This window comes from Nocardia sp. A7 (assembly GCF_046549215.1).
Classification (GTDB): Bacteria; Actinomycetota; Actinomycetes; order Mycobacteriales; family Mycobacteriaceae; genus Nocardia.
Genome location: NZ_JAJPWE010000003.1, coordinates 152,200 through 175,508, shown reverse-complemented (window position 1 = coordinate 175,508; position 23,309 = coordinate 152,200). Strand labels below are relative to the sequence as shown.

Genomic DNA, 23,309 nt, shown 5'->3' with positions numbered 1-23,309 from the left:
GGTTCATTGTGCTGCCGTCAGATCACGGTGCACGGCGAGCGCGGCGGCGCGCACCTGTTCGATCGCGGCCGGACGCACCTGTAAACGGTTGTCGCACAACCGATCTGTCGGCCCGGTGATACCGATGGCCGCGACGACGAGCCCACCTCTGGCTCGAATGGGCGCGGCGACCCCCGCTTCGCCCGCGCGATGCTCCTCGACCTCATCAGCCCACCCTTGCCGCCGAACCACGGCGATCGCACGGTCGAGCCCGGCGCGGTCGGTGATCGTTCTTCGGGTGAAGCCTTGCAGCGCAACGGCTTCCGCAGCGGCGTCGTAGGCCAGTAGCACCTTGCCCAGCGCGGTCGCATGAGCGGGGAGTATCTCGCCGACCGCCAGTGACTGTGCGCTGTTGTCAGGCCGGAAGACGTGGTGGATCACCGTGATCGCGTGTTCCCTCGCTACCGCGATGCGGACCGATTCCCCCGAACGCGAGGCGAGTGCGTCGGCCCGGTGGATCGCCCGCGAACGCAATTCGTTCACATCGAGCCGATCGGTCCCGAGTTCGCCGATGGCGGGGCCGAGCAGGTACTTGCCGGTGCGCGCGTCCTGGCCGACGAACCCGACCCCGAGCAGCGTTCGCAGGATGCCGTGCGCGGTGGGTTTGGCCAGGTCGAGCGCGGCGGCGATCTCGCCGACACCCAGCGGTCCCGATCCGCGCGCGAGCAGACGCAGCACGGCGGCGGCGCGTTCGATCGACTGGATCGGGCCAGGCATGGCCCCGAACCTACCACCGTTCAGCATTGTCGAACGGTGCGTGTGGTGTCCGCGTCCGCGCGTTCCTAGCGTGGGTTTCGGGCCGAGGTGCCCGACGGCGGACTCGATGCTGAGGTCCGGGAAGGACGACACATGAACCGGTACGTGGGCGCGATCGACCAGGGCACCACCTCGACGCGATTCATGGTCTTCGACCACCACGGCACCGTCGTGGCCCGCCATCAGCTCGAACACTCGCAGATCATGCCGCGCCCGGGCTGGGTCGAGCACGATCCGGACGAGATCTGGGAACGCACCCGCACCGTCGTCAAGACCGCCCTCTCGCTCGCCGATCTCACGGCCGACGACCTCGCCGCCATCGGCGTCACCAACCAGCGCGAGACCACCGTCGTGTGGAACCGCCGCACCGGCCGCCCCTACGGCAACGCCATCGTCTGGCAGGACACCCGCACCGACCGCATCATCGCCGACCTCGACGCCGCCGGACACAGCGCGCTCATCCGCGAGAAGACCGGCCTGCCGCCCGCGCCGTACTTCTCCGGCGGCAAGCTGAAGTGGATCCTGGACAACATCGCGGGCGTGCGCGCCGATGCCGAGCGTGGTGAGGCCCTGTTCGGGACCCTCGACAGCTGGCTGATCTGGAATCTCACCGGTGGTGTGCACGTCACCGACCCGACCAATGCCTCGCGCACCATGCTGATGGATCTCGAAACCCTCGCCTGGGACGACGAACTCCTCGCGATCTTCGACATCCCGCGCGCCATGCTGCCCACCATCGCGCCATCGGCGAACCCGGAACTGTTCGGGACGACCGAACCCGACGGCCCCTTCAAAGGTTCGGTGCCCATCGCGGGCGTGCTCGGCGATCAGCAGGCCGCCGGCGTCGGGCAGGTGTGCTTTCAGCCCGGCGAGGCCAAAAATACTTACGGCACAGGCAATTTCCTGATGCTCAACACCGGCACGGAGATCGTGCGTTCGAACCACGGGCTGATCACCACCGTCGCGTATCAGTTCGGCGGCGACAAGCCCGCCTACGCGCTGGAGGGTTCGATCGCGGTCACCGGCTCCGCGGTGCAGTGGTTACGTGACCAGATGGGCATCATCGCGGGCGCCGCGCAGATCGAAGATCTCGCAGGTCAGGTGCAGGATTCCGGTGGCGTGTACTTCGTGCCCGCCTTCTCCGGTCTGTTCGCGCCGTACTGGCGACCCGATGCGCGTGGCGCGGTCGTCGGCCTGTCGCGCTACAGCAACAACGCCCACTTGGCCAGGGCCACACTGGAATCCATCGCCTACCAGACCCGCGACGTGGTCGAGGCCATGCAGCGCGACGCCGGGGTGCGACTGGCGACGCTGCGGGTGGACGGCGGCGTCACCGTGAACCAGCTGGCCATGCAGATCCAAGCCGACCTGCTCGGCGTCCCGGTGTCGCGACCGGTCGTCGCCGAGACCACCGCGCTCGGCGCCGCCTACGCCGCCGGACTGGCCGTCGGCTTCTGGAGTGGCACCGACGAACTGCTCGACAACTGGTCCGAAGACGTCCGCTGGTACCCGAGCTGGTCCGATGAGCAACGCGAACACGGCTACCGTCGCTGGCTCAAAGCCGTCGAGCGCACCCTCGACTGGGCCGAAATCTGAGTCACGCCACTACTTTCGAGAAGGAGATCATCGTGTCTGTGCGACTGGACCCCACCTACCGTGAGCAGGCTGTCGGCACGCTCGACACCGCCGAGGTCGATGTGCTGGTCATCGGTGGTGGCGTCACCGGCGCCGGTGCCGCGCTCGACGCCGCGTCGCGCGGTCTGTCCGTCACCCTGGTCGAAGCACGCGATTTCGCCGCGGGCACCTCGAGCCGCTCGTCCAAGCTGATCCACGGCGGCCTTCGTTACCTGGAGCAGCTGGACTTCGCGTTGGTCCGGGAGGCACTCAAAGAGCGTGGGCTGCTGCTGAATACGCTCGCACCGCACCTGGTGCACCCGGTGCCGTTCCTGTTCCCGCTGCGGCACCGCGTGTGGGAGCGCGCCTACATCGGCGCAGGCATCGCCCTCTACGACACGCTCGGCGGCGCGCGCACGGTCCCGATGCACAAGCACCTGACCCGTTCCGGCGCACTGGAACTGGCGCCCGGACTGCGCGACGACGCGATGACCGGCGCCATCCGCTATTACGACGCGCAGGTCGACGATGCCCGCCACACGATGATGGTCGCCAGGACCGCCGCCGAACACGGTGCCACGGTACTGACCCGCACCAAGGTGATCGGCCTGGAACGTGACGGCGAGAAGGTCGTCGGTGCGCGCGTGGAAGACCTGGAAACCGTTCGCACACATACGATTCGGGCGCGCACCGTGATCAGCGCGACCGGCGTGTGGACCGACGACATGATCAAGATGACCGGCGTCGACTTCCCCTTCCACGTCCAGATGTCGAAGGGCGTGCACATCCTCGTGCCGCGCGAGCGGCTGAACCTGCACACCGGCATGATCATGCGCACCGAGAAGTCGGTCCTGTTCGTGATCCCGTGGGCCGAGCACTGGATCATCGGCACCACCGACACCGCGTGGGCACTGGACAAGAACCACCCGACCGCTACCGCCGCCGACGTGCAATACATCCTCGACCACGTCAACTCGCTGCTGCGCGAGCCGCTGAGCAGGGCCGACATCGTCGGCACCTACGCGGGCCTTCGCCCGCTGATGACCGGCGCGACGAAGGAGACCGCGAAGCTCTCGCGCGAGCACGCCGTCGCCGAACCCGCGCCGGGCCTGTTCGTGATCGCCGGGGGTAAGTACACGACCTACCGGGTGATGGCCGCCGATGTTGTCGACGCCGCCGTCGCCCGCCTCGGCGGCGACATCCCCGCCTCGTCGACCGCGCAGCTGCCCATCGCCGGCGCGAAAGGCTACTTCGACATGCTCGCCGAAGTGAACACCCTGGCGGTGTCGCAGCGACTGCCCGTCGACGTCGTCGAACACCTGCTCGGCCGCTACGGCTCGCTGAGCACCGACATCTTCGGCCTCATCGCCGCTGACCCCGCCCTGCGCCACCCGATTCCGGGAGCCTCGAACTACATCGCCGCCGAGATCGTCTACGCCGTCACCCACGAGGGCGCCCTGCACCTCGACGACATCCTCACCCGCCGCACCCGCATCTCCATCGAGATCGCCGACCGCGGCCTCGCCGCCGCACCGGAGGTCGCCCGCCTGATCGCGCCCCTGCTCGGCTGGAACGAGGAGACCACCGACACCGAGATCAACCGCTATTACGACCGAGTCCACGCGGAGCTCGCCGCCAACGCGGCGGGCGACGACGCCGCCGCCAACGCCGCCAGGCTGGTCGCGGCCCGCTGACCTCCGCCAACAGCGCCGCGGGTTTTCACGCGAGCGAACGAAACGCCACGGCAGTGCGGTCGGCGAATCAGCTCGGAGATGGCACGATCGCGGGCGGATCAAGGCATAGGTGGTGCCCGCAACGCGGTGTAGGACTACCGTAGCGCCTCCGTAGCTCAGGGCGTAACCTAGCAACATGGCCGTCCCCGCAGAGCTGCCCGAGATTCCGCAGCGCGAACTTCGAAACGACGCTAGCCGGGTGCTGCGCGAGGTTCGGGCCGGGCAGTCCTACACGATCACCGTCGACGGTGCGCCCGTCGCGGACCTCGTTCCGCATAGAAACGCGCACCGCCGAGCGGCAGTGCCGCGTGCGGAGGTGATCGCCGCCTTTGCCGGCTTGTCGGCTCCCGACACGCGACCGCAGGCTGATGATCTGGTCGACGACTCGCTCTACGACCCCTATGACCGGGCCTACCGACGCGGTGAGTTCGCAGGAGACGGCTCCGAGTGACCGCCGCTACGGTCAGAGGCATCGTCGATACGAATGTGGTGATCCTCCTCGATGAACTGGACCCGGCGGAGTTGCCGGACGAGATCATGATCAGTGCGGTGACGATGGCCGAACTCGCCGCCGGACCGCATTACGCCGCAGATCCGGGCGAACGAGCTCGTCGGATCGAACGGGTGCAGAATGCCGAGGCATTGTTCGAGCCGATCCCCTTCGATACCAGGGCAGCGCGCCGATTCGGGCACGTTGTGGCGGCGGTTCTGGCAAGCGGCCGCAACCCGCGACCTCGCCGGATCGACCTGATGATCGCCTCGATCGCTTCGGTCAACCGGCTCCCGTTGTTCACTGTCAATCCCCAGGACTTCGCCGGTCTGAGCGACCTGCTGGCTGTGATGCCCGTGACGCACCCGATCGGTTCCATGGCAGGCGTCGGCTGGTTAGCGTGAGGGCATGAAATCGCTGATCGACCACCGGCTACGTGCCGCGGACGTGCTGTCGTGAGCCGGGGCACCATCCTGATCACCGGTGCCAGCTCCGGGCTGGGCGCCGAGATGGCTCGCCAGTTCGCGGCGCTCGGGTACGACCTCGGCCTGTGTGCTCGCCGGACCGAGCGCCTCGACGAACTGCGCACGCGGATCCTCGCCGAACACCCCGACCGCGTCGTCTCGGTGAAGCAACTCGATGTCACCGATGACGCGGCGGTGTTCACCGTCTTCGACGAGTTCGCCGCCGAATTCGGCACCATCGACCGGGTGATCGTCAATGCGGGCCTCGGTAAGGGCGCCCCGCTTGGCACCGGCCACCACCGGGCCAACCGCGAGACCGCGGTGGTGAATTTCCTTGCCGCCCTTGCCCAGAGCGAGGCGGCATTGCAGATCTTCCGCGCGCAGGGCCGGGGCCACCTGGTGATGATCTCCTCGATCTCGGGCCTGCGCGGCATGCCCAAGACCCTCACCACCTACGCGGCTACCAAAGCGGGTGTCGCTGCGCTGGCCGAAGGTGTTCGCGCGGAAGCGATTCCGGGCGTCGACGTGTCGGTGATCTACCCCGGATACATCCGCTCGGAGATGAACGACCGCGTCGAGCATCAGCCGAAGCTGATGGTGGACACCGAAACCGGCGTCCGTGCCATGGTCGCCGCGATCGAGAAGCGTCGTGCGAATGCCTACGTTCCCGGTTGGCCGTGGGTGCCGCTGGGTTTCGCGCTGCGGATCCTGCCCCTGCCGATTGTCCGCAAACTGGTCTGAACACGACGAAGGCCGCGCCCATCGGGCGCGGCCTTCGCGTGGGATCTCAGTCCTGACGTGGCAGTAGGTGCTTGCCGTCCTTGTCTGTGGACAGCGCCAGCGAGCTGATGTACTGGATCTCACCTTCGGGACCGGGCACCGCCGAAGCGATCATGTCGGGGCGCTCGAATTCCATGCCGGTGACGTGGCAGGGGAGCAGGTCGGCCGCGGGGTTGCCGTGCTCGTCGAACATCGGGACGTCGATGCCGTCGTCGGTGCGCCGCAGGTAGTACTTGCCCTTGGTGGCGATCGCGGTGAGTGGGGTGGCGAGGAAGGCGACCAGCACCGCGACCAGCGGCGAGTAGGGCTTCAGCAGCTCACCGAAGAGCCCGAAGAAGGTCATGATCGACAGCACCGCCGACAGCCCGAAGCCGACCAGGACGACCGGGTTGAAGTCGTAGAGCATGCCGCGCCGGAACTCCGGCACCTTCGGCGAGATCTTCAGCAGGTACTTGTTCACCGCGATATCGGTGGCCACGGTGACGATCCAGGCGATGCCGCAGTTGGCGTAGAAGCCGAGGATGCTGTTGAGGAAGTCGAACATGTTCGCTTCCATCAGGATCAGCGCCACCACCAGGTTCACCACCAGGAAGACCAGGCGACCCGGGTAGGTCTTGGTGACGCGGGTGTAGGAGTTGGTCCAGGCCAGCGAGCCCGAGTAGGCGTTGGTCACGTTGATCTTGACCTGGCTGATGACCACCAGCACCACGGCGAGGGTCATGGCCAGCCAACCCGGCACCATGTCCTGGTAGATCTCCAGGAACTGGTGCACCGGCTGGTTCGCGATGCCCTGCGCCGCAGGCAGATTCGCGATCAGGTACACCGCGAGGAACAGGCCCACGACCTGTTTTGCCGCGCCGAACAGCACCCAACCGGGACCGGCGAGCAGCATCCAGCCCCACCACTTGGCCCGGTTCTGCGGCGTACGCGGCGGCATGAAGCGCAGGTAGTCGATCTGCTCGGCGATCTGGGCGATCAGCGACAGACACACACCGGCGGCCAGCAGCGCACCGGACACGCTCACGCCCTGGCCGTCCTTACCGCCGTAGGCGAAGAACGAACCGACCGAATCGGGGTGGTTGAGCAGCAGGAACCCGAACGGCGCCACCATCAGCAGCAGCCACAGCGGAGTGGTCCACACCTGCAGTTTGGCCAGGGTGTTCATCCCGTAGATGACCAGCGGGAAGATGATGATCGTGGAGGCGAGATAGCCCAGCCACAACGGAATTCCGAGGCCCAATAACAGGCCCTGGGCCATGATCGAACCTTCGAGCGCGAAGAAGATGAACGTGAACGACGCGAACACGATATTGGTGACCACGGAGCCGTAGTAACCGAATCCGCTACCGCGCGTGATCAGGTCGAGATCGATGTTGTAGCGCGCCGCGTAATAAGCGAGCGGGAATCCGGTGAGCATCACCACCACGGCGAAGATACCGATGCCGATCAGGGCGTTTCCGGTGCCGTGGGCGATGCCGATATTCGCGCCGATCGCGAAATCGGCCAGATAGGCGATGCCGCCGAGGGCGGAGATACCGACGACCGCGGGGCTCCATTTGCGGTAGCTCCGTGGGGCGAAACGCAGCGTGTAGTCCTCGAGTGTTTCTTTGGCGGCGGTATCTGCTCCGGCCATTTCTCTCTCTCCTTCATCCGCTGCCGCCCGTAACCGGCGACTCACAGACGGTCCTGCATGGATGTAGACACGAATTTTCCGATCCGTTACGCCGCTGTTACGCGGGCGGATCGTGATCGGGGTCACCGAAACCTCCGCACAAAAACAAGCACGCGTGTATGTTTTTGGGCGGAAGCGAGCGTCAGGAGACGAGAGTGTTCGAATGGTCCGAGACCGATCTGATGATCCGCGACGCCGTACGGGCGTTCATCGACAAGGAGGTCCGGCCGAATCTGGATGCCCTCGACAGCGGTGAGATGCTGCCGTATCCCATCCTGCGAAAGCTGTTCAGCCAGTTCGGGATCGATGCGATGGGCGAGGACGCCGTCGCGAAGATGCTCGCCAAGGAGGCGGCGGGACCGAGCGAGGGCGAGAAGAAGCCAGGTAGTCCGTTCGGCGATCAGCAGTCGATGATGGCGGTGCTGATCAGCGAATTGTCCGGCGTCTGTATGGGTTTGGTGTCCGCGCTCGGGGTGAGCATCGGGCTCGGTGCCACCACCATCATGTCGCGCGGCACCCTCGCTCAGAAGCAGCGCTGGCTGGCCGACATCGTCACCCTGCGCAAGGTGGCGTCCTGGGCGATCACCGAACCCGATTCGGGCTCGGATGCCTTCGGCGGCATGAAGACTCGCGTCGAACGTGACGGCGAGGACTACATCCTCAACGGTCAGAAGACCTTCATCACCAACGGCCCGTGTGCCGACGTGATGATCGTCTACGCCAAGCTCGACGAACGCGACGGCGTCGACAAGCGCGACCGCAAGGTGCTCACCTTCGTGCTCGACAAGGGCATGGAAGGCCTCACCCAGGGCAAACCGTTCAAGAAGATGGGCCTGCACTCCTCACCGACCGGCGAGTTGTTCTTCGACAACGTCCGGCTCGGCAGGGATCGGCTGCTCGGCGAGACCGAGGAGCACAAGGGTGGTGACGGAAGAGAAAGCGCCAGAGCGAGTTTCACCGCGGAGCGGATCGGCGTCGGGTTCATGGCGCTTGGCGTGATCGATGAATGTCACCGGCTCTGTGTCGATTACGCGCGTAACCGCACGCTGTGGGGTCAGGAGATCGGGCGCTTCCAGCTGATCCAGCTCAAGCTGGCCAAGATGGAAGTCGCGCGAATCAATGTGCAGAACATGGTGTTCAACGTGCTCGAGCGTGGCCGCGCGGGTAAGCCGCCGAGCCTGGCTGAGGCGTCGGCGATGAAGCTGTACTGCTCCGAGGCCGCGACCGAGGTGGCGATGGAGGCCGTGCAGTTGTTCGGCGGCAACGGCTACATGAGCGAGTACCGGGTCGAGCAGCTGGCCCGCGACGCGAAATCGCTGATGATCTACGCGGGCAGCAACGAGATCCAGGTGACCCATATCGCGAAGGGTCTGCTCGGGAAGTAGTGCTCACCCGGCCGCGAACAGTGTTGTCGCGGCCGGGTTCTCACACCGCGCGCAGGTGTCCGCGGCTGGCGTAGATGTGCTCGGCGATCAGCGTGGCGATCCGATCCGGTGCCTCCAGCATCGGCACATGCCCCACCCCGTGCACCAGGATCCGGTCCGCCGACTCGGGCAGTTCGCGCAGGTAGCGGGTGGCGTACACGCTGTTGGGGATGATCCGGTCGTATTCGGCGAGCAGCATCCGCACCGGCGTGCTCAGCTCGCCGAGATCGTCCATGCCCGGCGCGCGCAGGCTGCCGAGGATCAGTGGGAGCATGGCGTCGCAGTGCAGCACCGCGGTGAGCGTGGCCGCGAGATCACGGCGGGCGACGGCGCTGGTGCGCTTGGTGATCAGCAGCGCGGCCACCTGCTGCACGAGTGTGTTGTCGACCGCGGCATTGCCGAGCCGCTTGCCGATTTCGATGAACGGAATCAACGAGGCGAACTTGATGCCGATCCTGACCTGGCTCAACGATGGCGAAGCCCACCCGCCCGCCGCCGCGATCGTGGTGAGCGTGCGTGCCCGGCCCCGGCGCGCCAACTCGAGCCCCACCCAGCCGCCGAGCGAATTGCCCGCGATGTGACAGGTGCGCCAGCCCAGCTCATCGAGCTGATCTTCGATCTGATCGGCAAGGGCGTACACATCCAGCGCCCAGCCCTCGACCTTCGGACCACCCCAGTGCCCGGCGAACGCGGGTGCGTACACCTCGCAGTTGGCCGACATCCGCTGCGCGACCTGTTCCCAGCAGTGCGGCGAAAGCAGGAACCCGTGCAGGAGCAGCACCGGGTCGCCGGACCCGATATGCAGCGCCGCGACGGGCACGGGGCGGGCGGTGGACTTGGCGGTGCGTGACGTCATCGTCGTCACCCCTTCCTGGACGGCAGTGTCCGGGGGAGCATCCCTGCCTGCATTGTACGGTCGTACGGTGCCGACAATCCTCTCCACTGTGAACGTTAACGGGGTCCGTGCCGCTTCGACCAAGGGCATGTTGGCCTGGTTGGCGGCGACCGAAGCCGACATCGTCTGCCTACAGGAGACCAGGGCGACCGACGCGCAGACCGCGGCGGCGCTGGCCCCGGCCCTCGACGCGGGTTGGGTACTTTCACATGCCGAGCCGGAATCCAAGGGCCGCGCGGGCGTGGGAATTCTGTCCCGGCGCGTCCCCGATGCCGTGCGTATCGGCTTCGGTAGCACCGAGTTCGCGGAGTCGGGCCGCTATCTCGAGGCCGATTTCGACGGCATCACCGCGGCCAGCGTCTACGTGCACTCGGGCGAGGAGAACACCCCCAAGCAGGACGAGAAGTACCGGTTCATGGCCGAGCTCGGCGCCTACCTGAAGTCGCGCACCGGCGAGTTCGTGGTCAGTGGCGACTGGAACATCGCCCCCGCCGAGGTCGACCTGAAGAACTGGAAGGGCAACCAGAAATCGGCGGGCTTCCTGCCCGAGGAGCGCGCCTGGATCGCCGAACTGCTCGCCGCGGGCTACGTCGACGTGGTCCGCGCCCTGCACCCCGACGTCGCGGGCCCGTACAGCTGGTGGTCCTACCGCGGCCGCGCCTTCGACAACGACTCCGGCTGGCGGATCGATTACCAGCTGGCCCTCGGCGAGTTGACCGGTCGCGCCAAGCAGGCCGTCGTCGAACGCGCTGACGCCTACGACCAGCGGTGGTCCGACCACGCGCCGGTTACTGTGCAATATCGATGACACTCTCACGCAAGACTCTCAGCCTGCTCGGTGGACTCGTCCTCGTCCTGGCGGCCATCGGCCTCACCGTGTTCGGTGGTCGCGGTACCGACAGCACCACCGTCACGACCACCACGCGGGCCGTCGCCGGGATCACCTCCACCGCCAGCGCACCGAAACCGGTTCCGCCCGCGGGGAATTCGTCGGCGTCGCCCGTGACCAAGACCGCGGGGGTGCCCGACCGCGCCTACGTCACCCTCGTCGAAATCGATGCCGGTCGTTGGCCGGGCTCGGCCAACGCGCAGGGCACCAAGGGCGGCGAGCAGTTCATGAACCGCGGAACCAAACTGCCGCCCAAGGATTCGGCGGGCAAAGCGGTGAAATACCAGGAGTGGGATGTGAATCCCAAGCAACCCAATCGCGGTCGTGACGCCGAACGCATCGTCACCGGCAGCGACGGTTCGGCCTGGTACACCGGCGACCACTACGAGACCTTCACAAGGATGCGCTGATGACTTCGCCGATAACGCTGTCGCAGTTCCTTGCTCGTCCCACCGCCGAAGCGCCTGCCGCCACCACGGCGCCGGTGCTCGGTGCGTTGCCGGTGGATGCCAACCAGTTCAGCGGCGTCCGCTACGACGCCCCCGCCGACTACCGGGTGCGCGAACTACGCGGCACCAAGATGCGCACCATGGCGGAACTGTTCGACGAATTCGCCGCGGCCTTCCAGTTCCCGTACTACTTCGGCGCCAACAAGGACGCCTTCGACGAATGTCTGCGTGACCTGGACGATTTCGTCGGCGACGCCCCCGGTTACGTGGTGATGGTGCGCACCGCGGACGACCTGCTCGCCGACGACCCCACCGAACGTGCCTGGTTCGACAGCGCCATGCGCGACTGCGCCGCCTACTGGACCCGCCGTGACGTCGCCTTTCGTGTTGTCCTGCAAGGCGATTCGGAGACTTTCGCCGCCATACCTCTCACGGACTGATCGGCCGGACGTTCCGATGGCCCCCGGAATTCGCGGCTGCCGCAACGTGATCAGGCCGCCTAGCGTCTTCGATTGTGCGGCCATCCAGGGCCTCACGGCGAGGAGACACGATGAAGCGAGTACTGGTCGGCGCGGGTATTTTCACCGCGATCATGGCGGCGGCCACCGGCATGGGCGCGGCCGATGCGGGCCCGGCACAGCAAACCTATGCCAAGCAGGTGAATGTGGGACTGATCGCGGAACCGGCTTCGGGATCGAGCGCGATCATCGACGGGATTCTTCTCGACATCGTCGAGATAGCCTCCGGCTCCTCCACACAGTGCAACAACATCCCGCCCTACCTCTGCGCGCGGTAACCGACGTCAACTGCACAGGTGCAGCCGATCGCGGTGGGTCGGGGTCGGACTGCCCTGAGTTCGGTGCTCGGGCCGAACTCAGGGTCCCGCGCTCGGCTCGTTCGTTCTTCTCTGGTTGTGGCGTGGCCGCGGCGATCGGCGCTAGTGCTTGTGAAGCTGCTCGAAGGCGGCGGTGAACAGGGACGCGCAGGTGGCGGTGAGTTCGTCGGGATCCTGCTGTCTACCCGCCATCAGCCAATAGACGAGCAGGTGGTTGACGGCGCCGACGAGCGCGACCGCGGTGAGGTGGTGGTCTTGTGGTGGCACTTCGGTGTCCAGCGACGACCAGACGTTCATCACGATGTCGGCGAAGTCGCGCAGGACACCGTGTCGCCGTTGTTCCATGGCCGGTGAGACGCCGACGACCTCGACGAGCACCACCCGCGCACGGCGAGGGTCGTCGGTGAGGTATTCGATGAATCCGGCCAAGCCGCTGCGGACGATCGTGGGGAGATCCGTCGATCCGGTCTCGGCCATCGCCGCCCGGGTCGCCGAGCGCATGTCGTGCACGAGTCCGTCATAGAGCGCGGCCAGGCATTCCTCGCGGTCACCGAAGGATTCGTAGAAGTAGCGCTCGGTGAGGGCGGCCTGCTGACAGAGCCGTTTGACGGGAGTCGCTTGATACCCGTCGATCCCGTACAGCTCCAGCGCGGCTTCGAGTAGCGCGATCCGGCGCTGCCGGGTGCGCTCCACCGGTGCGAGACCGTTGTACCGCCGCCTGACTGTCGCTTCGCTCATGCCGCTCCTTTCACTCCTGAGAAGGGTACCCACGTCACTTTTGACATGTTATCGTGTCAAAAATGCGAACAGGAGAAGCATGCGCACTCGTGCCGGGCATTCAGCAGCACTGAACGGTCAGGTCGTGGCGGTCACCGGGGCCGCCAAGGGCATCGGCCGCGAGATCGCCCGTTCGCTGGCGCTGGCCGGTGCCCACGTCGGCCTCGGCGACCTGGACGGCGACGCGGCCCGCGCGACGGCGGCGGCGCTGAACAGCGAGATCGCCGGACTGTCGGCGGGTGCGGTCGAGGCATTCGAGCTCGACGTGACCGACACGGCATCCTTCGCCGCGTTCCTCGCCGACGTCGAGTCCAGGTGGGGGCCGATCGGGGTGCTGGTGAACAACGCGGGCGTGATGTGGGTCGGCAGTTTCGACGCCGAACCCGAGGACGCGACCCGGCGCCAACTCGAGGTCACCCTGCCCGCCTACGTCGGCCCGCTCACCCGCTTGGCCGAGGTCCTGCCGCAGCGTGCGCGCGACTTCCTGTACCGCGCGATGCTGCCCGACCAGGTCGCCGCCGTCGCGGGAACCACCGCCCGCGACACCTATGAAGCACGCCTTCTCAGCGACAACAGCCCCACCCCAGGAGAATCATGACCGCCGCAACCCCTTCGCCGCTCGACACCGTGCGTCCCATCCCGGAATTCGACGGCGTACACGAGATCTGGCCACGCGGTGCGCGATTGGCCGCGGTACGCAGTGCCGCCGAGCGGTATCGTGCGCGATTCCTGTCCCAGGGTCAGGTCACCGCGATCAAGAGCTTCGACATCGCGGCGGCGCCGTATCCGGCGCGATTCGCGTTCCAGGGGTACTCGATCAATCTCAACCCGATGATCTCGATCATCAACCGGATGTTCGTGATCCAGTTCGAAGGATTCGACGGCACCCTCAAGACATTGGTGTGGGAACCCACCGTCGCGGCGGGCTCGGCGGAAGCACCCTTCTACGGCAAGCTCCAGAAGCTCTCGAGGACCCTGCGAGCCGAGAAGCTGTTCGTCACCTACTACAACGATCCCGACAGCGTGCTCCCCCGGCTGGGACTGCGCAATTCCGACGTCGACTACCTCAGCTTCGACCATCTCCATGTGCAGGACGTGCGCATGATCCTGGGGTCCGACACCCTGATCGAGGGTGAAACCGAACCGCGAAAGCCGTTGTTCCCCAACGCCAAACTGCTGGTGCACCGCAAGGAGCTCGGCACCTTCGAGTCCATGCACCCGATGCAGTGGGCGTGGTACGTCGAGCACGGGATGGACGGTGTGCCCGCCGACCGGCTCGAGGTCTTCGACGGTGATGTCGAACTCGGTGTCGGCGTGAGCCTGCTGTGGACCCCCGGACACACCGACGGCAATCACTCGCTGGTCGTCAACACCCCCGACGGTGTGTGGGTGTCCTCCGAGAACGGGATGGCCGCCGACAGTTGGCAGCCCGAGTTGTCGAAGATCCCCGGCGTCAAGCAGCAGGCCGACTTCTACGGTCGCGAGGTGGTGCTCAACAGCAACACACTCGAGGATTCCCTCGACCAATACGACTCGATGGTCAAGGAGAAGACCCTGGCCTCGCCGTCGCCCCGGGATCCGAAGTGGCTACAGATCATCCCGTCGTCGGAGTGCGCACCGTGGAAGCGGCAGTGGCCGCTGGTTCCCACTCACAGCCACGGCGGACTCGACTACGGCACCATCGTCGTCCCCGAACGGTGACACCGCACTTCCACTGCGGCTGGTGTGAGGTTGTTGAGGCGGTCGAGTTGGGTGGTGCTCCTGCAAAGGTTGCCATGTACGCGGCAATGTCAACCCTCTGAGTCAGCGTCGCCGCCGATAGTCGCACACTTCGATGCCACCGGAATTGGTGGCTGCTACCGCGCTGTCGACCCGCTTAACGTTCTCGCCGAGCGGCCGCGCAGGCCGCCGAACGAGGAGAACACGATGAAGCGAGTATTGGTGGGCGCGAGCATTCTCGTCGCGTGCATGACCACCGCGACGGGGATGGCCGCGGCTGACACCCAGCCGAGCAACCGGGTCTCGGGTGTGGAGATCGCCGGTACGACCGGGTCGAGCCAGGACCTGGAGGTGTTGCTCTGGCAGTTGGGCCTCGGATCCTCGAATCCGTGGTGCGACAACCCGATGCACTGCATGCCGCCCACGGACGTGAACGCGCCCATCGTCGGCAGCGGATCGGCGGCACCGGTTGCCGGCACGTCGACCGGTTCGGCGGACTTGGCGTCGGTCATCGGCACCTACGGTGGCCTGATCGGCTGGATGCAGGGTGGGTCGTCGTCGCGGCCCCGCTGCGGCGGTATGTGCGGGATCGGCTAGGAGCCGGGTGCTCTCATCGGTAGCGATCGGCCAGGTCGTCGCCGAGTAGCACGAAGACCTCGGTGATCTGGTCGATCAGTTCTTCGCGGGTGAGGTCGAGGTCGCCGGCCAGCCAGGTCGTGAGGGCCTGGGTCAATCCGCCGACCAGGTAGATCGCGCGGAAATCGATCAGGTTCTGTGGGACGTCGCCGCCGTAGAAGCCGGTGCCTTCGGTGGCGACGAGGCGGGCGAAGGCGCGCACCGTCCGTGCGGTGCGCGCACGCAGTTCCGGTGTCGCCATCCCGGCGATCAGGGCGGCGTGTGCCTTGCGTGGATCGTCGGTGAGCACCGAGATGCCCGCGTCGATCGCGGCATGAGCCTGGGCGCGGCTGTCGGAGGCGGCAGTCGCCAGTGCCGTCGCGATCGCCGCGGCGAGTTCCTCGGCGATGCGGTCGAGCAGGGCTTCCAGCACTCCGTCGCGTGTTTCGAAACTCTCGTAGTAGTAGCGCTCGTTGAGGCCGGCGCGGGCGCACAGCCCGGCGACGGTGAGTTTGGCCTGCCCGTCCTCGGCGACGATGTCGAGCGCCGCGTCGAGCAGCGCGGTGCGCCGCTGAGCCTGCCGCTGCTGCGCCGAGATGCCGCCGTATGTCCGCTGTGCTGCCACGGGTCCCATTGTGCGTGCCGCCGTCCGCTGATGCTGCTTTGGTAGGGGCTCTTGCCAGAATAACAAATCTGGGGGATTCTATTGCCAGATGCACTCTTGCCTCGACCAAGAAGAGGAGGCGCAGCATGGCTGTACGACAGGGCGAACCCGGATACTTCGCCGAAGATTCGATGATCCGGCGGGTGATGAGCAAGCGCGCGGTCGGTCTGACCTACGGCGTGCGGGCGCTGGTGATCGGCGCGGTGCACCCGCTGCTGTTCGTCGGCACCAGCGAACACACCGCGCACCGCGAAACGCCGTATACCCGCCTCGCCATCACCGGCGGCCTGTTCGAAGCGGTTTTCCTCGGCAGCAAGGCCGAGGCCGATCGCGCGCTGGCTTTCACCCGGCGCAAGCACGAGAAAGTGGTCGGCACCCTGCCCGAAGACGCGGGCGCCCACCACCCGGCGGGCACCGCCTACGCGGCCCATGATCCGCACCTGATGTTCATGACCATGGCCTTCACCTTCGATTCGGCCGAGGTGATGTACGACCGCCTGGTCCGCGAGCTCACCACCACTGAGCGCGAGGACCTCTACCAGGACTACGTCCGCTGGGGCGAGCTGTTCGGCATGCCACGCGACGCCGCGCCTGCCGACTACCCGGCCTTCCGCCGCTACTTCGACAGCTATCTGAACTCGACCGAGCTGTTCCTCACCGACGAAGCGGATCTGGTCGGTTCCTACCTGGTGGGCCACCGCAAGGCCTATCGGCAGCGCCCAGGTCTCGAACAGCTCGGCTCGGCGTTGTATCTGCTGGTGCAGGGCAGCCTCCCGGCCCGGATTCGGCAGATGTACGGCATCGAGTGGGGCATCGCCGACGAACTCGCCCACCGCGCGCTGTGCCGCAGCATCCGCACCGCCCATTTCGCACCGCCCCTGGCACCCCGGGTACTGGCGGGCACCCTCGCCGGGCCGAGCGCCCCCTCCTACCAGCTGCTGGCTCGTCGCGAACAGAAGATGGTGAAGACCGGCCACCCGAGCATGCCCGGTGTCGATCCGCGCAACTGGGTGCAGCGAAATACCGCTTGATAGGCATGGAAAGATTCGGGGCATGTCCAGTCCTGCCCCGGCCGCGACGGCCGAACGTAAGCAGCGGGTGCTGTCGGGCATCCAGCCCACCAGCGACTCCTTCCACCTCGGCAACTACCTGGGTGCGCTGCAGTACTGGGTGACGATGCAGGACGAGTACGACGCGCTGTACTTCATCCCGGATATGCACGCGATCACCGTCAGCCAGGATCCCAAGGCACTGCGCGCGCGCACCAAGTCCGCCGCCGCCCAGCTGCTCGCGCTCGGTATCGACCCCGCCAAGTCCACCCTGTTCGTGCAGAGCCAGGTGCCCGAGCACGCCGAGCTGTCGTGGGTACTGAGCTGTATCACCGGTTTCGGTGAGGCGGGCCGGATGACCCAGTTCAAGGACAAGTCGGTCAAGCAGGGCGCCGACAACGCGACCGTCGGTCTGTTCACCTACCCCGTTCTGATGGCCGCCGACATCCTGCTCTACCGCCCGCACCAGGTACCGGTCGGCGAGGATCAGCGTCAGCATCTCGAGCTGACCCGAAATCTGGCCCAGCGCTTCAACACTCGCTACAAGAAGACCTTCGTCGTGCCGGAGCCGCACATCGTCAAGGGCACCGCGAAGATCTTCGATCTGCAGGACCCGACCGCGAAGATGAGCAAGTCGGCATCCAGCGACGCCGGGCTGATCAACCTGCTCGACGACCCGAAGATCACCGCCAAGCGGGTGCGTTCGGCGGTCACCGACACCGAGCGCGAGATCCGCTACGACCCGGCGAACAAGGCGGGCGTGAGCAACCTGCTGGTGATCTTGAGTTCGCTGCGCGAAACCCCGATCGTCGACCTCGAGGTGAATTTCGAGGGTAAGGGCTACGGTGATCTCAAGGCCGAGGTGGCCGACGCGCTGGTCGAATTCGTCACGCCCGTGCAGAAGAAGGTGCAGGAATACCTGTCTGATCAGGCAGAACTGGACCGGATCCTGGCCGCGGGTGCCGAGCGAGCGCGTGAGATCGCAGGCAACACACTTGCTCAGGTGTACGACCGGGTTGGTTTCCTCGCTCGCTGACCCGTTGCGCACCTGAGGTTTTCGAAGGGGCGCGTGTCATGCAGTTGATCGACAACATCTCGGCAACCGTCGAGAAGCACATCGGGCGCAGGCCCTGGCTGGATCATCTGGTCAGGGCCGGTGGGCGATTCCAGAGCCAGCGCGGTGACTTCTACGCCGCGGGGATCACGTATTTCACTGTGCTGTCGCTGTTTCCGCTGCTGATGGTGGCGTTCTCGGTAGCCGGTTTCATTCTGGCAGGCCACCCGGAGCTGTTGACCGAACTGCAGGCCAAGGTCATCGAGAACATTCCCGGTTCCTTCGGCACGCAGATCAACGACCTCATCGATCAGGCCATGAACTCCCGCGGCACGGTCGGCATCATCGGCCTGCTGGTCGGCTTCTACACCGGGCTGGGCTGGATCGCGAACCTGCGGGCCGCGCTCACCGAGCAGTGGGCGAGTCAAAGCCCCGAAAAGCCTTGGTGGCAGGCCAAATTGTCGGACCTGGGCGCGCTGATCGGCCTCGGCCTGGCTTTTGTGGTGTCGCTGGGTTTGTCGGCGGTCGGCGCGAGTGGGCTGGGCAAACGGGTGCTCGAACTGCTCGGGACGGATCATCTGCCCGGGGCGTCGCTGGTGCTGCGGCTGGTGTCGATCGCCGTCGCGTTTCTCGCATCGTGGGCGGTGTTCGCGTGGATGATCGCGCGACTGCCACGCGAGCCGGTGTCGTTGCGCAGCGCGGCGCGGGCGGCGGTGCTCGGGGCGGTCGGTTTCGAGATCTTCAAGATCATCGGTGCGATCTACCTGCGGATGGTGCTGTCGAGCCCCGCGGGGGCCACGTTCGGGTCGATCATCGGTCTGATGGTGTTCAGCTATATGACCTATCGAATCCTGCTGTTCGCGACGGCGTGGGCGGCGACATCGTCGGACAACGAGCACGCCGCCGCCATCCCGCCACCGGATGCGGTGGTCATCCGGCCGCGGGTGGTCGAGCACGGAATGTCCACCGGGGCAGGCGCCGCCTACTTCGGCGCGGGGGCGGTCGCGGCGCTCGCCCTGATCCTGGTCGGTAAACGCCGCTAGTGGTGTCAGCCCCTGCGGCGGAAGGCTTTGCGCGCCCAGAGCAGTAGCGCGACGACCAGCAGCGGGCCGCCGATCAGGGTTGCGATGCGGGCGCCCTGGTGCGCTGGTCGTTCGGGCTCGGCCTGGGAACCGTCGGCGCGCGGGGGCGGTGTCGCGAGGGGGACGCTGGGTTGTACTGCCTCGCTTCCTGATTCGGGGAGCTTGCCGATCCTGGCGTCGGTGTCGAGAGCGAAACCGTAGTCCAGCAGGCGTGCGGCCTGCTCCCACGGGCGGATGGGGCGGACGTCGGCCTTGAGCAGGGTCACCACCAGGCGGTGTCCGTCGCGTTCGGCGGCGGCGACGAAGGTCTGGCGGGCGTCGTCGGTGAAACCGGTCTTGCCGCCGATCGCGCCCTCGTAGTTGTAGAGGAGCTGGTTGTCGTTGGCGATCGGGTAGCCAGGGCGATCCTTGTCGCCGGGGATCGTGGGGTCGGCGGGGAAACCGGGGAAGTCGACCTGTTCGGTGTGGATCAGTTCGGCGAACAGCGGGATGTTCATCGCCTCGCGGAACAGCACCGACAGGTCGTAGGCGGAGGTGCTCATGCCGGGGCCGTCGAGGCCGGAGGGCGTCGCGGCGCGAGTGTCCATCGCGCGCAACGTTTTCGCCACCTCGTTCATCTTCGCGACGGCTCGCTTGTCGCCGCCGAGTTGGGTGGCGATCGCGTGGGCGGCGTCGTTGCCCGAACACATGATCAGGGCCTGCATGAGCTGGCGGTTGGTGTAGCGCCCGCCGGGTCCGATGCCGACCCGGGTGCCGTCGACGTCGGCGTCGGCCTGTGTGCCGATCACCACCTTGTCCAGGTCGAGGCTGCGTAGCGCGACGATGGCCAGGGCGACCTTGATGGTGCTGGCGGGACGGTAGCGACCGTGCGGATCCTTGGCGGCGAGCACGCGCCCGGTATCGAGGTCGGAGACCATCCACGAGGTGGCCGAGATCTCGGCGGGGACCGGCGGTGCGCCGTCGGGCAGGACAACGCCGCAGTCGCCCATCCGCTGGCCGCCGATGGCAGGGGAGGGGACGGGTAGTGGGCTCGGTGTCGGCTCGCCCGGCGCCGGGACCTCCGAGGTGTCGACCGGGGCAGGCGGCTGCGTCTTCTGTGGGCAGTTGTCGGTGTTCGGGGTGGTGAACGGGGGTGTGGTGCTCGGGCCGCTGGACGGTGGTGTCGTGTTTCCCGGTGTCGGCGGGGCGCCCGGTGCGGGTGCGCTGGTCGACGGCCCGCCGGGAGCGGGTTGGGCAACGGCGGGAGCGCCGGCGAGCGCGGCGACGGTGACGGCAGCGCCGAGACAGCATGCGGCGCGCACGCCGACTTCACGAATCCTCATCGCCCAGCAGCGTAATGAGCGCAGACGCGCGTGCGCTCCTCGGCCGGAGCGAAAGCGGCGGTATGCCCAGCCGGTCGACACGCCCGGGCGCTGTCCGAGCCGACAAGATATTGACATCCTCTAGTAAATGAAAGCTACTATCAAATGATAGTTACTGTCATTATTTTGGAGGAGATATGCGGACCGAAGACACTCGCCGCTGGCTCGCGCTCGGTGCGCTCGCCTTGGCGATGCTCACCATCGGACTCGACGTCACCGTGCTCACCGTCGCAATTCCGACCCTCGCGATCGATCTGGACGCGAATACCGCTGCGCTGCAATGGTTCAGCAGCGCCTACACCCTGGCGCTGGCCGCGCTGATGTTGCCGGCGGGCGCGCTCGGTGACCGCTACGGCCGAAAGAAGGTGCTGCTCGCGGCGCTGGTGCTGTTCGGTGTGGCCTCGCTGGCCTGCGCGTTCGCCGGCTCGTCGGGTCAGCTCATCGCGGCCCGAGTGGTGCTCGGCATCGCCGCCGCCGCGCTGGTGCCGCTGTCGATGTCGGTGCTGCCGGTGCTGTTCACCGACCCCGCCGAGCGGCAACGCGCGCTGACGATCTGGGTCACCTCGACCGCCATCGGCCTGCCACTCGGCCCGATCCTCGGTGGCTGGCTGCTACAGCACTTCTGGTGGGGTTCGGTGTTCCTGATCAATGTGCCGCTGGTCGTCATCGGCGCGTTGGCCGTCGCCACTCTGGTGCCGGAATCCCGCAGCGACAACGTTTTTCGCGTCGATGTCCTCGGCGCACTGCTCTCGGCGGCAGGCATGCTCGGGCTGACCTACGGCTTCATCCGGATCGGCGAACGCGGCTGGGACGATCCGGTCGGCTGGCTCATCGTCGGGGCCGGGGCGGCGACGCTGGCCGTGTTCCTCTGGTGGCAGCGCCGGACCGAGTATCCGCTGATCGATCTCGCGCTGTTCGCCGCGCCCGGCTTCCGGTGGGGCACCGCGATCTCGATCCTGGTCAGCTTCGCCATGTTCGGCATGTTCTTCACCGTCCCGCAGTACTTCCAGGCCGTGCTCGAAGTCGACGCGCTCGGTAGCGGGCTGCGACTGCTGCCGTTGATCGGTGGACTCGTCATCGGCAGCAGAGTGGTCGACCTGCTGCTGCCCCGGCTCGGCGTGCGGGTGGTGATCACCGCCGGACTGCTCGTGCTCGCGGGTGGCCTCGGACTCGGCGCGTTCACCACCGTAGACAGCGGGTACGGGCTGACCGCGCTGTGGACGACGGTGCTCGGCGCCGGTCTCGGCATGGTGATGCCCGCCGCGGTCGGCCTGGGGATGGGTGAACTCACCGCCGAGCGTTCCGGCTCGGGTTCGGCACTGCTGCAAGCACTTCGACAGGCGGGCGGCACCATCGGCGTCGCCGTCCTCGGCACCGTGCTGGCCACCCGGTACCGGGCCGATCTCGGCGCGCTCGACCGTGCGCCGATCTCCGATGGTGTCAACGCGGGCGTCGCGGTAGCCAAGGAGACCGGTGATCCGGCGATACTGGCGGAGGTGCAGCAGGCCTTCGTCGCGGGCATGGACACCATGCTCGGGCTGTGCGCGGCGCTGTGTCTGGTCGCCGGACTCGTGACCGCGCTGTGGCTGCGGCGACCGACGGCGCCGGTTACCGACGCCGATGCGGCAGAATCGATACATGTCGGTTGAGATGTCGCTGCGCGAGCGGAAGAAGGAGCGGACCCGCCGAACCATCAGGGTCGAGGCGTTCCGGCTGTTCCGGGAACAGGGCTACACCGAGACGACGGTGGAGCAGATCGCGGCGGCGGCCGAGGTGTCCCCGAGTACCTTCTTCCGCTACTTCCCGACCAAGGAACAGCTGGTGATCGCCGACGACCAGGATCCGGTGATGATCGAGGAATTGGCCACGCTCCCGCGCGGCCTTGATCCGATCACTGCCATCCGCACCGCGACCGCGGCGGTCTTCGGCAGGATGTCGCCCGCCGACCTCGCTTTCGAGCAGGAACGGCAGGCGCTGCTGTTCCATGTGCCGGAACTGCGCTCGGCGATCGGCTTGGAATTCCTGCGCAGTATCGAACTCGCCGCCCAGATGCTGGCCGACTACACCGGCCGGTCCGCCGACGATTTCGAGGTGCGGGTGGCCGCGGGCGCGATGATCGGCTCCATGCTCGCCATCGCGCCCGCGACCCCGATGAATGTCACCAACGTCAGTAACGCCCTGGCATTCCTGCAGGCAGGCCTGCCGTTCGACGATCAGGCCTGATTACTCCGACTTGCTGTGCTGCACAGGGCAGCCGTGTGCCAGCGGGCCCAGCAGTTGGTTGTTGTCGTAGAAGTGTTCCAGCTCGAGGATGCGCAGATCTTCGCTGACGCGGGCGATGGTCACACCGAACATCTCGATCTGTTCACCGGTGGGCTGGTGGCCCTTGTACTCGCCCTCGAACTTGCCCCAGTGTCGCCAGCGGAAGCTCACCGACGGCGGGCCCGACAGCACTTCCTGGACCTCCCAGAAGAACCCGCCGGGGAAGGCGGTGTGGAAGATGTGGTGCGAGGAATCGAAGGTCTCGTTCGCGGCGTCGTAATACGGGTTGTCGCCGATCAGGATGTTGTAGCTGCCGATGCGAGCGAACTCCTCGGCGTCCTGCCACGTCCCACCGTTGACCCGGCCGCGGTACTGATCGGCCACCACCGACAGCCAGGTGGCGGGGTCGGCCTTGTGCGAGACCTCCATCTCGAAGACCTTCACCAGGTCCTCGACGATCGCCTCGAGTGAACCGGGCGCATGCTCGACGCTGCGCTCGCGCGGGATCACCTCGTGGCTCAGTTCATAGTCAGGAACGTTGCCGCGCCAATCTTGCGGCGCCGCGGCGGCGATCACGGCTTCCCGGCCCTGCAGCCACAGCGGCGCTTCCGGTTCCGGGTTCTGCTCGGCCTGCGTATTCGTCACGTCCACAGTCATATTCGGTCTACCCGACCCTCTCAAAGCTC

25 protein-coding genes are annotated in these 23,309 nt (G+C 66.7%); 18 read left to right on the top strand and 7 right to left on the bottom strand.

Annotated features, from left to right (window positions below; translation table 11 throughout):
- Window positions 1-3 precede the first annotated feature (3 nt).
- Window positions 4-756 (bottom strand): IclR family transcriptional regulator, encoded by a 753-nt coding sequence (locus ACLJPD_RS18900; protein WP_410873679.1) that lies wholly within the window; start codon window positions 754-756, stop codon window positions 4-6.
- 132 nt (window positions 757-888) lie between these two features.
- On the opposite strand from ACLJPD_RS18900, the gene glpK reads away from it, so the two are divergent.
- The 5 genes from glpK (at window position 889) to ACLJPD_RS18875 (ending at window position 5,837) form a co-directional block, all read left to right on the top strand.
- The gene (gene glpK, locus ACLJPD_RS18895; RefSeq protein WP_410873678.1) at window positions 889-2,391 is read left to right on the top strand and encodes a glycerol kinase GlpK; all 1,503 of its coding nucleotides are present in this window, start codon (window positions 889-891) and stop codon (window positions 2,389-2,391) included.
- A 32-nt stretch (window positions 2,392-2,423) separates the two neighbouring features.
- Entirely contained in the window at window positions 2,424-4,103 is a 1,680-nt protein-coding gene (locus ACLJPD_RS18890) for a glycerol-3-phosphate dehydrogenase/oxidase (RefSeq protein WP_410873676.1), read from the top strand.
- Window positions 4,104-4,278: 175 nt separating this feature from the next.
- Window positions 4,279-4,593 carry a type II toxin-antitoxin system Phd/YefM family antitoxin gene (locus tag ACLJPD_RS18885; protein ID WP_410873674.1) on the top strand — a complete coding sequence of 105 codons (315 nt, stop codon included), beginning with the start codon at window positions 4,279-4,281 and terminating at the stop codon, window positions 4,591-4,593.
- A complete protein-coding gene (locus ACLJPD_RS18880) occupies window positions 4,590-5,036 on the top strand; it encodes a type II toxin-antitoxin system VapC family toxin (RefSeq protein ID WP_410873672.1) in 447 nt (148 codons plus the stop codon). The genes ACLJPD_RS18885 and ACLJPD_RS18880 overlap by 4 nt, the downstream gene beginning before the upstream one ends.
- 51 nt (window positions 5,037-5,087) lie before the next feature.
- Entirely contained in the window at window positions 5,088-5,837 is a 750-nt protein-coding gene (locus ACLJPD_RS18875) for an SDR family oxidoreductase (protein ID WP_410873670.1), read from the top strand.
- A gap of 46 nt (window positions 5,838-5,883) precedes the next feature.
- Here the strand turns inward: ACLJPD_RS18875 and ACLJPD_RS18870 are convergent, their stop codons facing one another.
- On the bottom strand, window positions 5,884-7,509 hold the full coding sequence (locus ACLJPD_RS18870; protein WP_410873669.1) for a purine-cytosine permease family protein: 1,626 nt from the start codon (window positions 7,507-7,509) through the stop codon (window positions 5,884-5,886).
- Window positions 7,510-7,703: 194 nt separating this feature from the next.
- Between ACLJPD_RS18870 and ACLJPD_RS18865 the strand changes: the two genes are divergently transcribed.
- Window positions 7,704-8,933, top strand: a complete 1,230-nt coding sequence (locus ACLJPD_RS18865; RefSeq protein WP_410873668.1) for an acyl-CoA dehydrogenase family protein — start codon at window positions 7,704-7,706, stop codon at window positions 8,931-8,933.
- A 40-nt stretch (window positions 8,934-8,973) separates the two neighbouring features.
- On the opposite strand, the gene ACLJPD_RS18860 is transcribed toward ACLJPD_RS18865, so the two are convergent.
- Window positions 8,974-9,828: an alpha/beta fold hydrolase gene (locus ACLJPD_RS18860; RefSeq protein WP_410873667.1), complete on the bottom strand. Its 855-nt coding sequence runs from the start codon at window positions 9,826-9,828 to the stop codon at window positions 8,974-8,976.
- Between the two features lie 67 nt (window positions 9,829-9,895).
- Between ACLJPD_RS18860 and ACLJPD_RS18855 the strand changes: the two genes are divergently transcribed.
- From ACLJPD_RS18855 to ACLJPD_RS18840, 4 genes are all read left to right on the top strand, one after another.
- Complete coding sequence (locus tag ACLJPD_RS18855; RefSeq protein WP_410873665.1) at window positions 9,896-10,675, top strand: exodeoxyribonuclease III; 780 nt, start codon at window positions 9,896-9,898, stop codon at window positions 10,673-10,675.
- On the top strand, window positions 10,672-11,166 hold the full coding sequence (locus tag ACLJPD_RS18850) for a ribonuclease domain-containing protein (protein ID WP_410873663.1): 495 nt from the start codon (window positions 10,672-10,674) through the stop codon (window positions 11,164-11,166). The genes ACLJPD_RS18855 and ACLJPD_RS18850 overlap by 4 nt, the downstream gene beginning before the upstream one ends.
- Window positions 11,166-11,645 (top strand): barstar family protein, encoded by a 480-nt coding sequence (locus ACLJPD_RS18845; protein WP_410873661.1) that lies wholly within the window; start codon window positions 11,166-11,168, stop codon window positions 11,643-11,645. Before ACLJPD_RS18850 ends, ACLJPD_RS18845 begins: the two co-directional genes overlap by 1 nt.
- A 110-nt stretch (window positions 11,646-11,755) precedes the next feature.
- A complete protein-coding gene (locus tag ACLJPD_RS18840; protein ID WP_410873659.1) occupies window positions 11,756-12,001 on the top strand; it encodes a hypothetical protein in 246 nt (81 codons plus the stop codon).
- A 141-nt stretch (window positions 12,002-12,142) separates the two neighbouring features.
- On the opposite strand, the gene ACLJPD_RS18835 is transcribed toward ACLJPD_RS18840, so the two are convergent.
- Entirely contained in the window at window positions 12,143-12,778 is a 636-nt protein-coding gene (locus ACLJPD_RS18835; RefSeq protein ID WP_410873657.1) for a TetR/AcrR family transcriptional regulator, read from the bottom strand.
- A gap of 79 nt (window positions 12,779-12,857) precedes the next feature.
- Here ACLJPD_RS18835 and ACLJPD_RS18830 point away from each other — a divergent pair, with 79 nt between their 5' ends.
- The 3 genes from ACLJPD_RS18830 to ACLJPD_RS18820 all read left to right on the top strand — a co-directional run bounded on the left by ACLJPD_RS18830 (window position 12,858) and on the right by ACLJPD_RS18820 (window position 15,133).
- Window positions 12,858-13,415 (top strand): SDR family NAD(P)-dependent oxidoreductase, encoded by a 558-nt coding sequence (locus tag ACLJPD_RS18830; RefSeq protein WP_410873655.1) that lies wholly within the window; start codon window positions 12,858-12,860, stop codon window positions 13,413-13,415.
- Window positions 13,412-14,518 carry a hypothetical protein gene (locus tag ACLJPD_RS18825; protein ID WP_410873653.1) on the top strand — a complete coding sequence of 369 codons (1,107 nt, stop codon included), beginning with the start codon at window positions 13,412-13,414 and terminating at the stop codon, window positions 14,516-14,518. The genes ACLJPD_RS18830 and ACLJPD_RS18825 overlap by 4 nt, the downstream gene beginning before the upstream one ends.
- Before the next feature lie 225 nt (window positions 14,519-14,743).
- A complete protein-coding gene (locus ACLJPD_RS18820) occupies window positions 14,744-15,133 on the top strand; it encodes a hypothetical protein (protein ID WP_410873651.1) in 390 nt (129 codons plus the stop codon).
- A gap of 13 nt (window positions 15,134-15,146) precedes the next feature.
- On the opposite strand, the gene ACLJPD_RS18815 is transcribed toward ACLJPD_RS18820, so the two are convergent.
- Window positions 15,147-15,785, bottom strand: coding sequence for a TetR/AcrR family transcriptional regulator (locus ACLJPD_RS18815; RefSeq protein ID WP_410873649.1), 639 nt, complete (start codon window positions 15,783-15,785; stop codon window positions 15,147-15,149).
- A gap of 116 nt (window positions 15,786-15,901) precedes the next feature.
- On the opposite strand from ACLJPD_RS18815, the gene ACLJPD_RS18810 reads away from it, so the two are divergent.
- The 3 genes from ACLJPD_RS18810 to yhjD are packed head-to-tail and all read left to right on the top strand — an operon-like array spanning window position 15,902 to window position 18,961.
- Window positions 15,902-16,846 (top strand): oxygenase MpaB family protein, encoded by a 945-nt coding sequence (locus tag ACLJPD_RS18810; protein ID WP_410873648.1) that lies wholly within the window; start codon window positions 15,902-15,904, stop codon window positions 16,844-16,846.
- A gap of 22 nt (window positions 16,847-16,868) precedes the next feature.
- The gene (trpS, locus tag ACLJPD_RS18805) at window positions 16,869-17,900 is read left to right on the top strand and encodes a tryptophan--tRNA ligase (RefSeq protein ID WP_410873646.1); all 1,032 of its coding nucleotides are present in this window, start codon (window positions 16,869-16,871) and stop codon (window positions 17,898-17,900) included.
- Between the two features lie 38 nt (window positions 17,901-17,938).
- Window positions 17,939-18,961, top strand: a complete 1,023-nt coding sequence (gene yhjD, locus ACLJPD_RS18800) for an inner membrane protein YhjD (protein WP_410873644.1) — start codon at window positions 17,939-17,941, stop codon at window positions 18,959-18,961.
- A 5-nt stretch (window positions 18,962-18,966) separates the two neighbouring features.
- Here yhjD and ACLJPD_RS18795 read toward each other — a convergent pair whose 3' ends face one another.
- Entirely contained in the window at window positions 18,967-20,322 is a 1,356-nt protein-coding gene (locus ACLJPD_RS18795; RefSeq protein WP_410873642.1) for a D-alanyl-D-alanine carboxypeptidase family protein, read from the bottom strand.
- A gap of 176 nt (window positions 20,323-20,498) precedes the next feature.
- Here ACLJPD_RS18795 and ACLJPD_RS18790 point away from each other — a divergent pair, with 176 nt between their 5' ends.
- The gene (locus ACLJPD_RS18790; RefSeq protein WP_410873640.1) at window positions 20,499-22,010 is read left to right on the top strand and encodes an MFS transporter; all 1,512 of its coding nucleotides are present in this window, start codon (window positions 20,499-20,501) and stop codon (window positions 22,008-22,010) included.
- On the top strand, window positions 22,000-22,584 hold the full coding sequence (locus tag ACLJPD_RS18785; RefSeq protein ID WP_410873639.1) for a TetR family transcriptional regulator: 585 nt from the start codon (window positions 22,000-22,002) through the stop codon (window positions 22,582-22,584). The genes ACLJPD_RS18790 and ACLJPD_RS18785 overlap by 11 nt, the downstream gene beginning before the upstream one ends.
- On the opposite strand, the gene ACLJPD_RS18780 is transcribed toward ACLJPD_RS18785, so the two are convergent.
- Window positions 22,585-23,268 (bottom strand): ester cyclase, encoded by a 684-nt coding sequence (locus ACLJPD_RS18780; RefSeq protein ID WP_410873637.1) that lies wholly within the window; start codon window positions 23,266-23,268, stop codon window positions 22,585-22,587.
- Window positions 23,269-23,309 lie beyond the last annotated feature (41 nt).

Bases quoted from the DNA above. Each gene is read 5' to 3' on its own strand.
- ACLJPD_RS18900 (WP_410873679.1), bottom strand. From the start codon at position 756: ATGCCTGGCCCGATCCAGTCGATCGAACGCGCCGCCGCCGTGCTGCGT.
- glpK (WP_410873678.1), top strand. From the start codon at position 889: ATGAACCGGTACGTGGGCGCGATCGACCAGGGCACCACCTCGACGCGA.
- ACLJPD_RS18885 (WP_410873674.1), top strand. From the start codon at position 4,279: ATGGCCGTCCCCGCAGAGCTGCCCGAGATTCCGCAGCGCGAACTTCGA.
- ACLJPD_RS18870 (WP_410873669.1), bottom strand. From the start codon at position 7,509: ATGGCCGGAGCAGATACCGCCGCCAAAGAAACACTCGAGGACTACACG.
- ACLJPD_RS18860 (WP_410873667.1), bottom strand. From the start codon at position 9,828: ATGACGTCACGCACCGCCAAGTCCACCGCCCGCCCCGTGCCCGTCGCG.
- ACLJPD_RS18850 (WP_410873663.1), top strand. From the start codon at position 10,672: ATGACACTCTCACGCAAGACTCTCAGCCTGCTCGGTGGACTCGTCCTC.
- ACLJPD_RS18845 (WP_410873661.1), top strand. From the start codon at position 11,166: ATGACTTCGCCGATAACGCTGTCGCAGTTCCTTGCTCGTCCCACCGCC.
- ACLJPD_RS18840 (WP_410873659.1), top strand. From the start codon at position 11,756: ATGAAGCGAGTACTGGTCGGCGCGGGTATTTTCACCGCGATCATGGCG.
- ACLJPD_RS18835 (WP_410873657.1), bottom strand. From the start codon at position 12,778: ATGAGCGAAGCGACAGTCAGGCGGCGGTACAACGGTCTCGCACCGGTG.
- ACLJPD_RS18830 (WP_410873655.1), top strand. From the start codon at position 12,858: ATGCGCACTCGTGCCGGGCATTCAGCAGCACTGAACGGTCAGGTCGTG.
- ACLJPD_RS18825 (WP_410873653.1), top strand. From the start codon at position 13,412: ATGACCGCCGCAACCCCTTCGCCGCTCGACACCGTGCGTCCCATCCCG.
- ACLJPD_RS18820 (WP_410873651.1), top strand. From the start codon at position 14,744: ATGAAGCGAGTATTGGTGGGCGCGAGCATTCTCGTCGCGTGCATGACC.
- ACLJPD_RS18815 (WP_410873649.1), bottom strand. From the start codon at position 15,785: ATGGGACCCGTGGCAGCACAGCGGACATACGGCGGCATCTCGGCGCAG.
- ACLJPD_RS18810 (WP_410873648.1), top strand. From the start codon at position 15,902: ATGGCTGTACGACAGGGCGAACCCGGATACTTCGCCGAAGATTCGATG.
- trpS (WP_410873646.1), top strand. From the start codon at position 16,869: ATGTCCAGTCCTGCCCCGGCCGCGACGGCCGAACGTAAGCAGCGGGTG.
- yhjD (WP_410873644.1), top strand. From the start codon at position 17,939: ATGCAGTTGATCGACAACATCTCGGCAACCGTCGAGAAGCACATCGGG.
- ACLJPD_RS18795 (WP_410873642.1), bottom strand. From the start codon at position 20,322: ATGAGGATTCGTGAAGTCGGCGTGCGCGCCGCATGCTGTCTCGGCGCT.
- ACLJPD_RS18790 (WP_410873640.1), top strand. From the start codon at position 20,499: ATGCGGACCGAAGACACTCGCCGCTGGCTCGCGCTCGGTGCGCTCGCC.
- ACLJPD_RS18785 (WP_410873639.1), top strand. From the start codon at position 22,000: ATGTCGGTTGAGATGTCGCTGCGCGAGCGGAAGAAGGAGCGGACCCGC.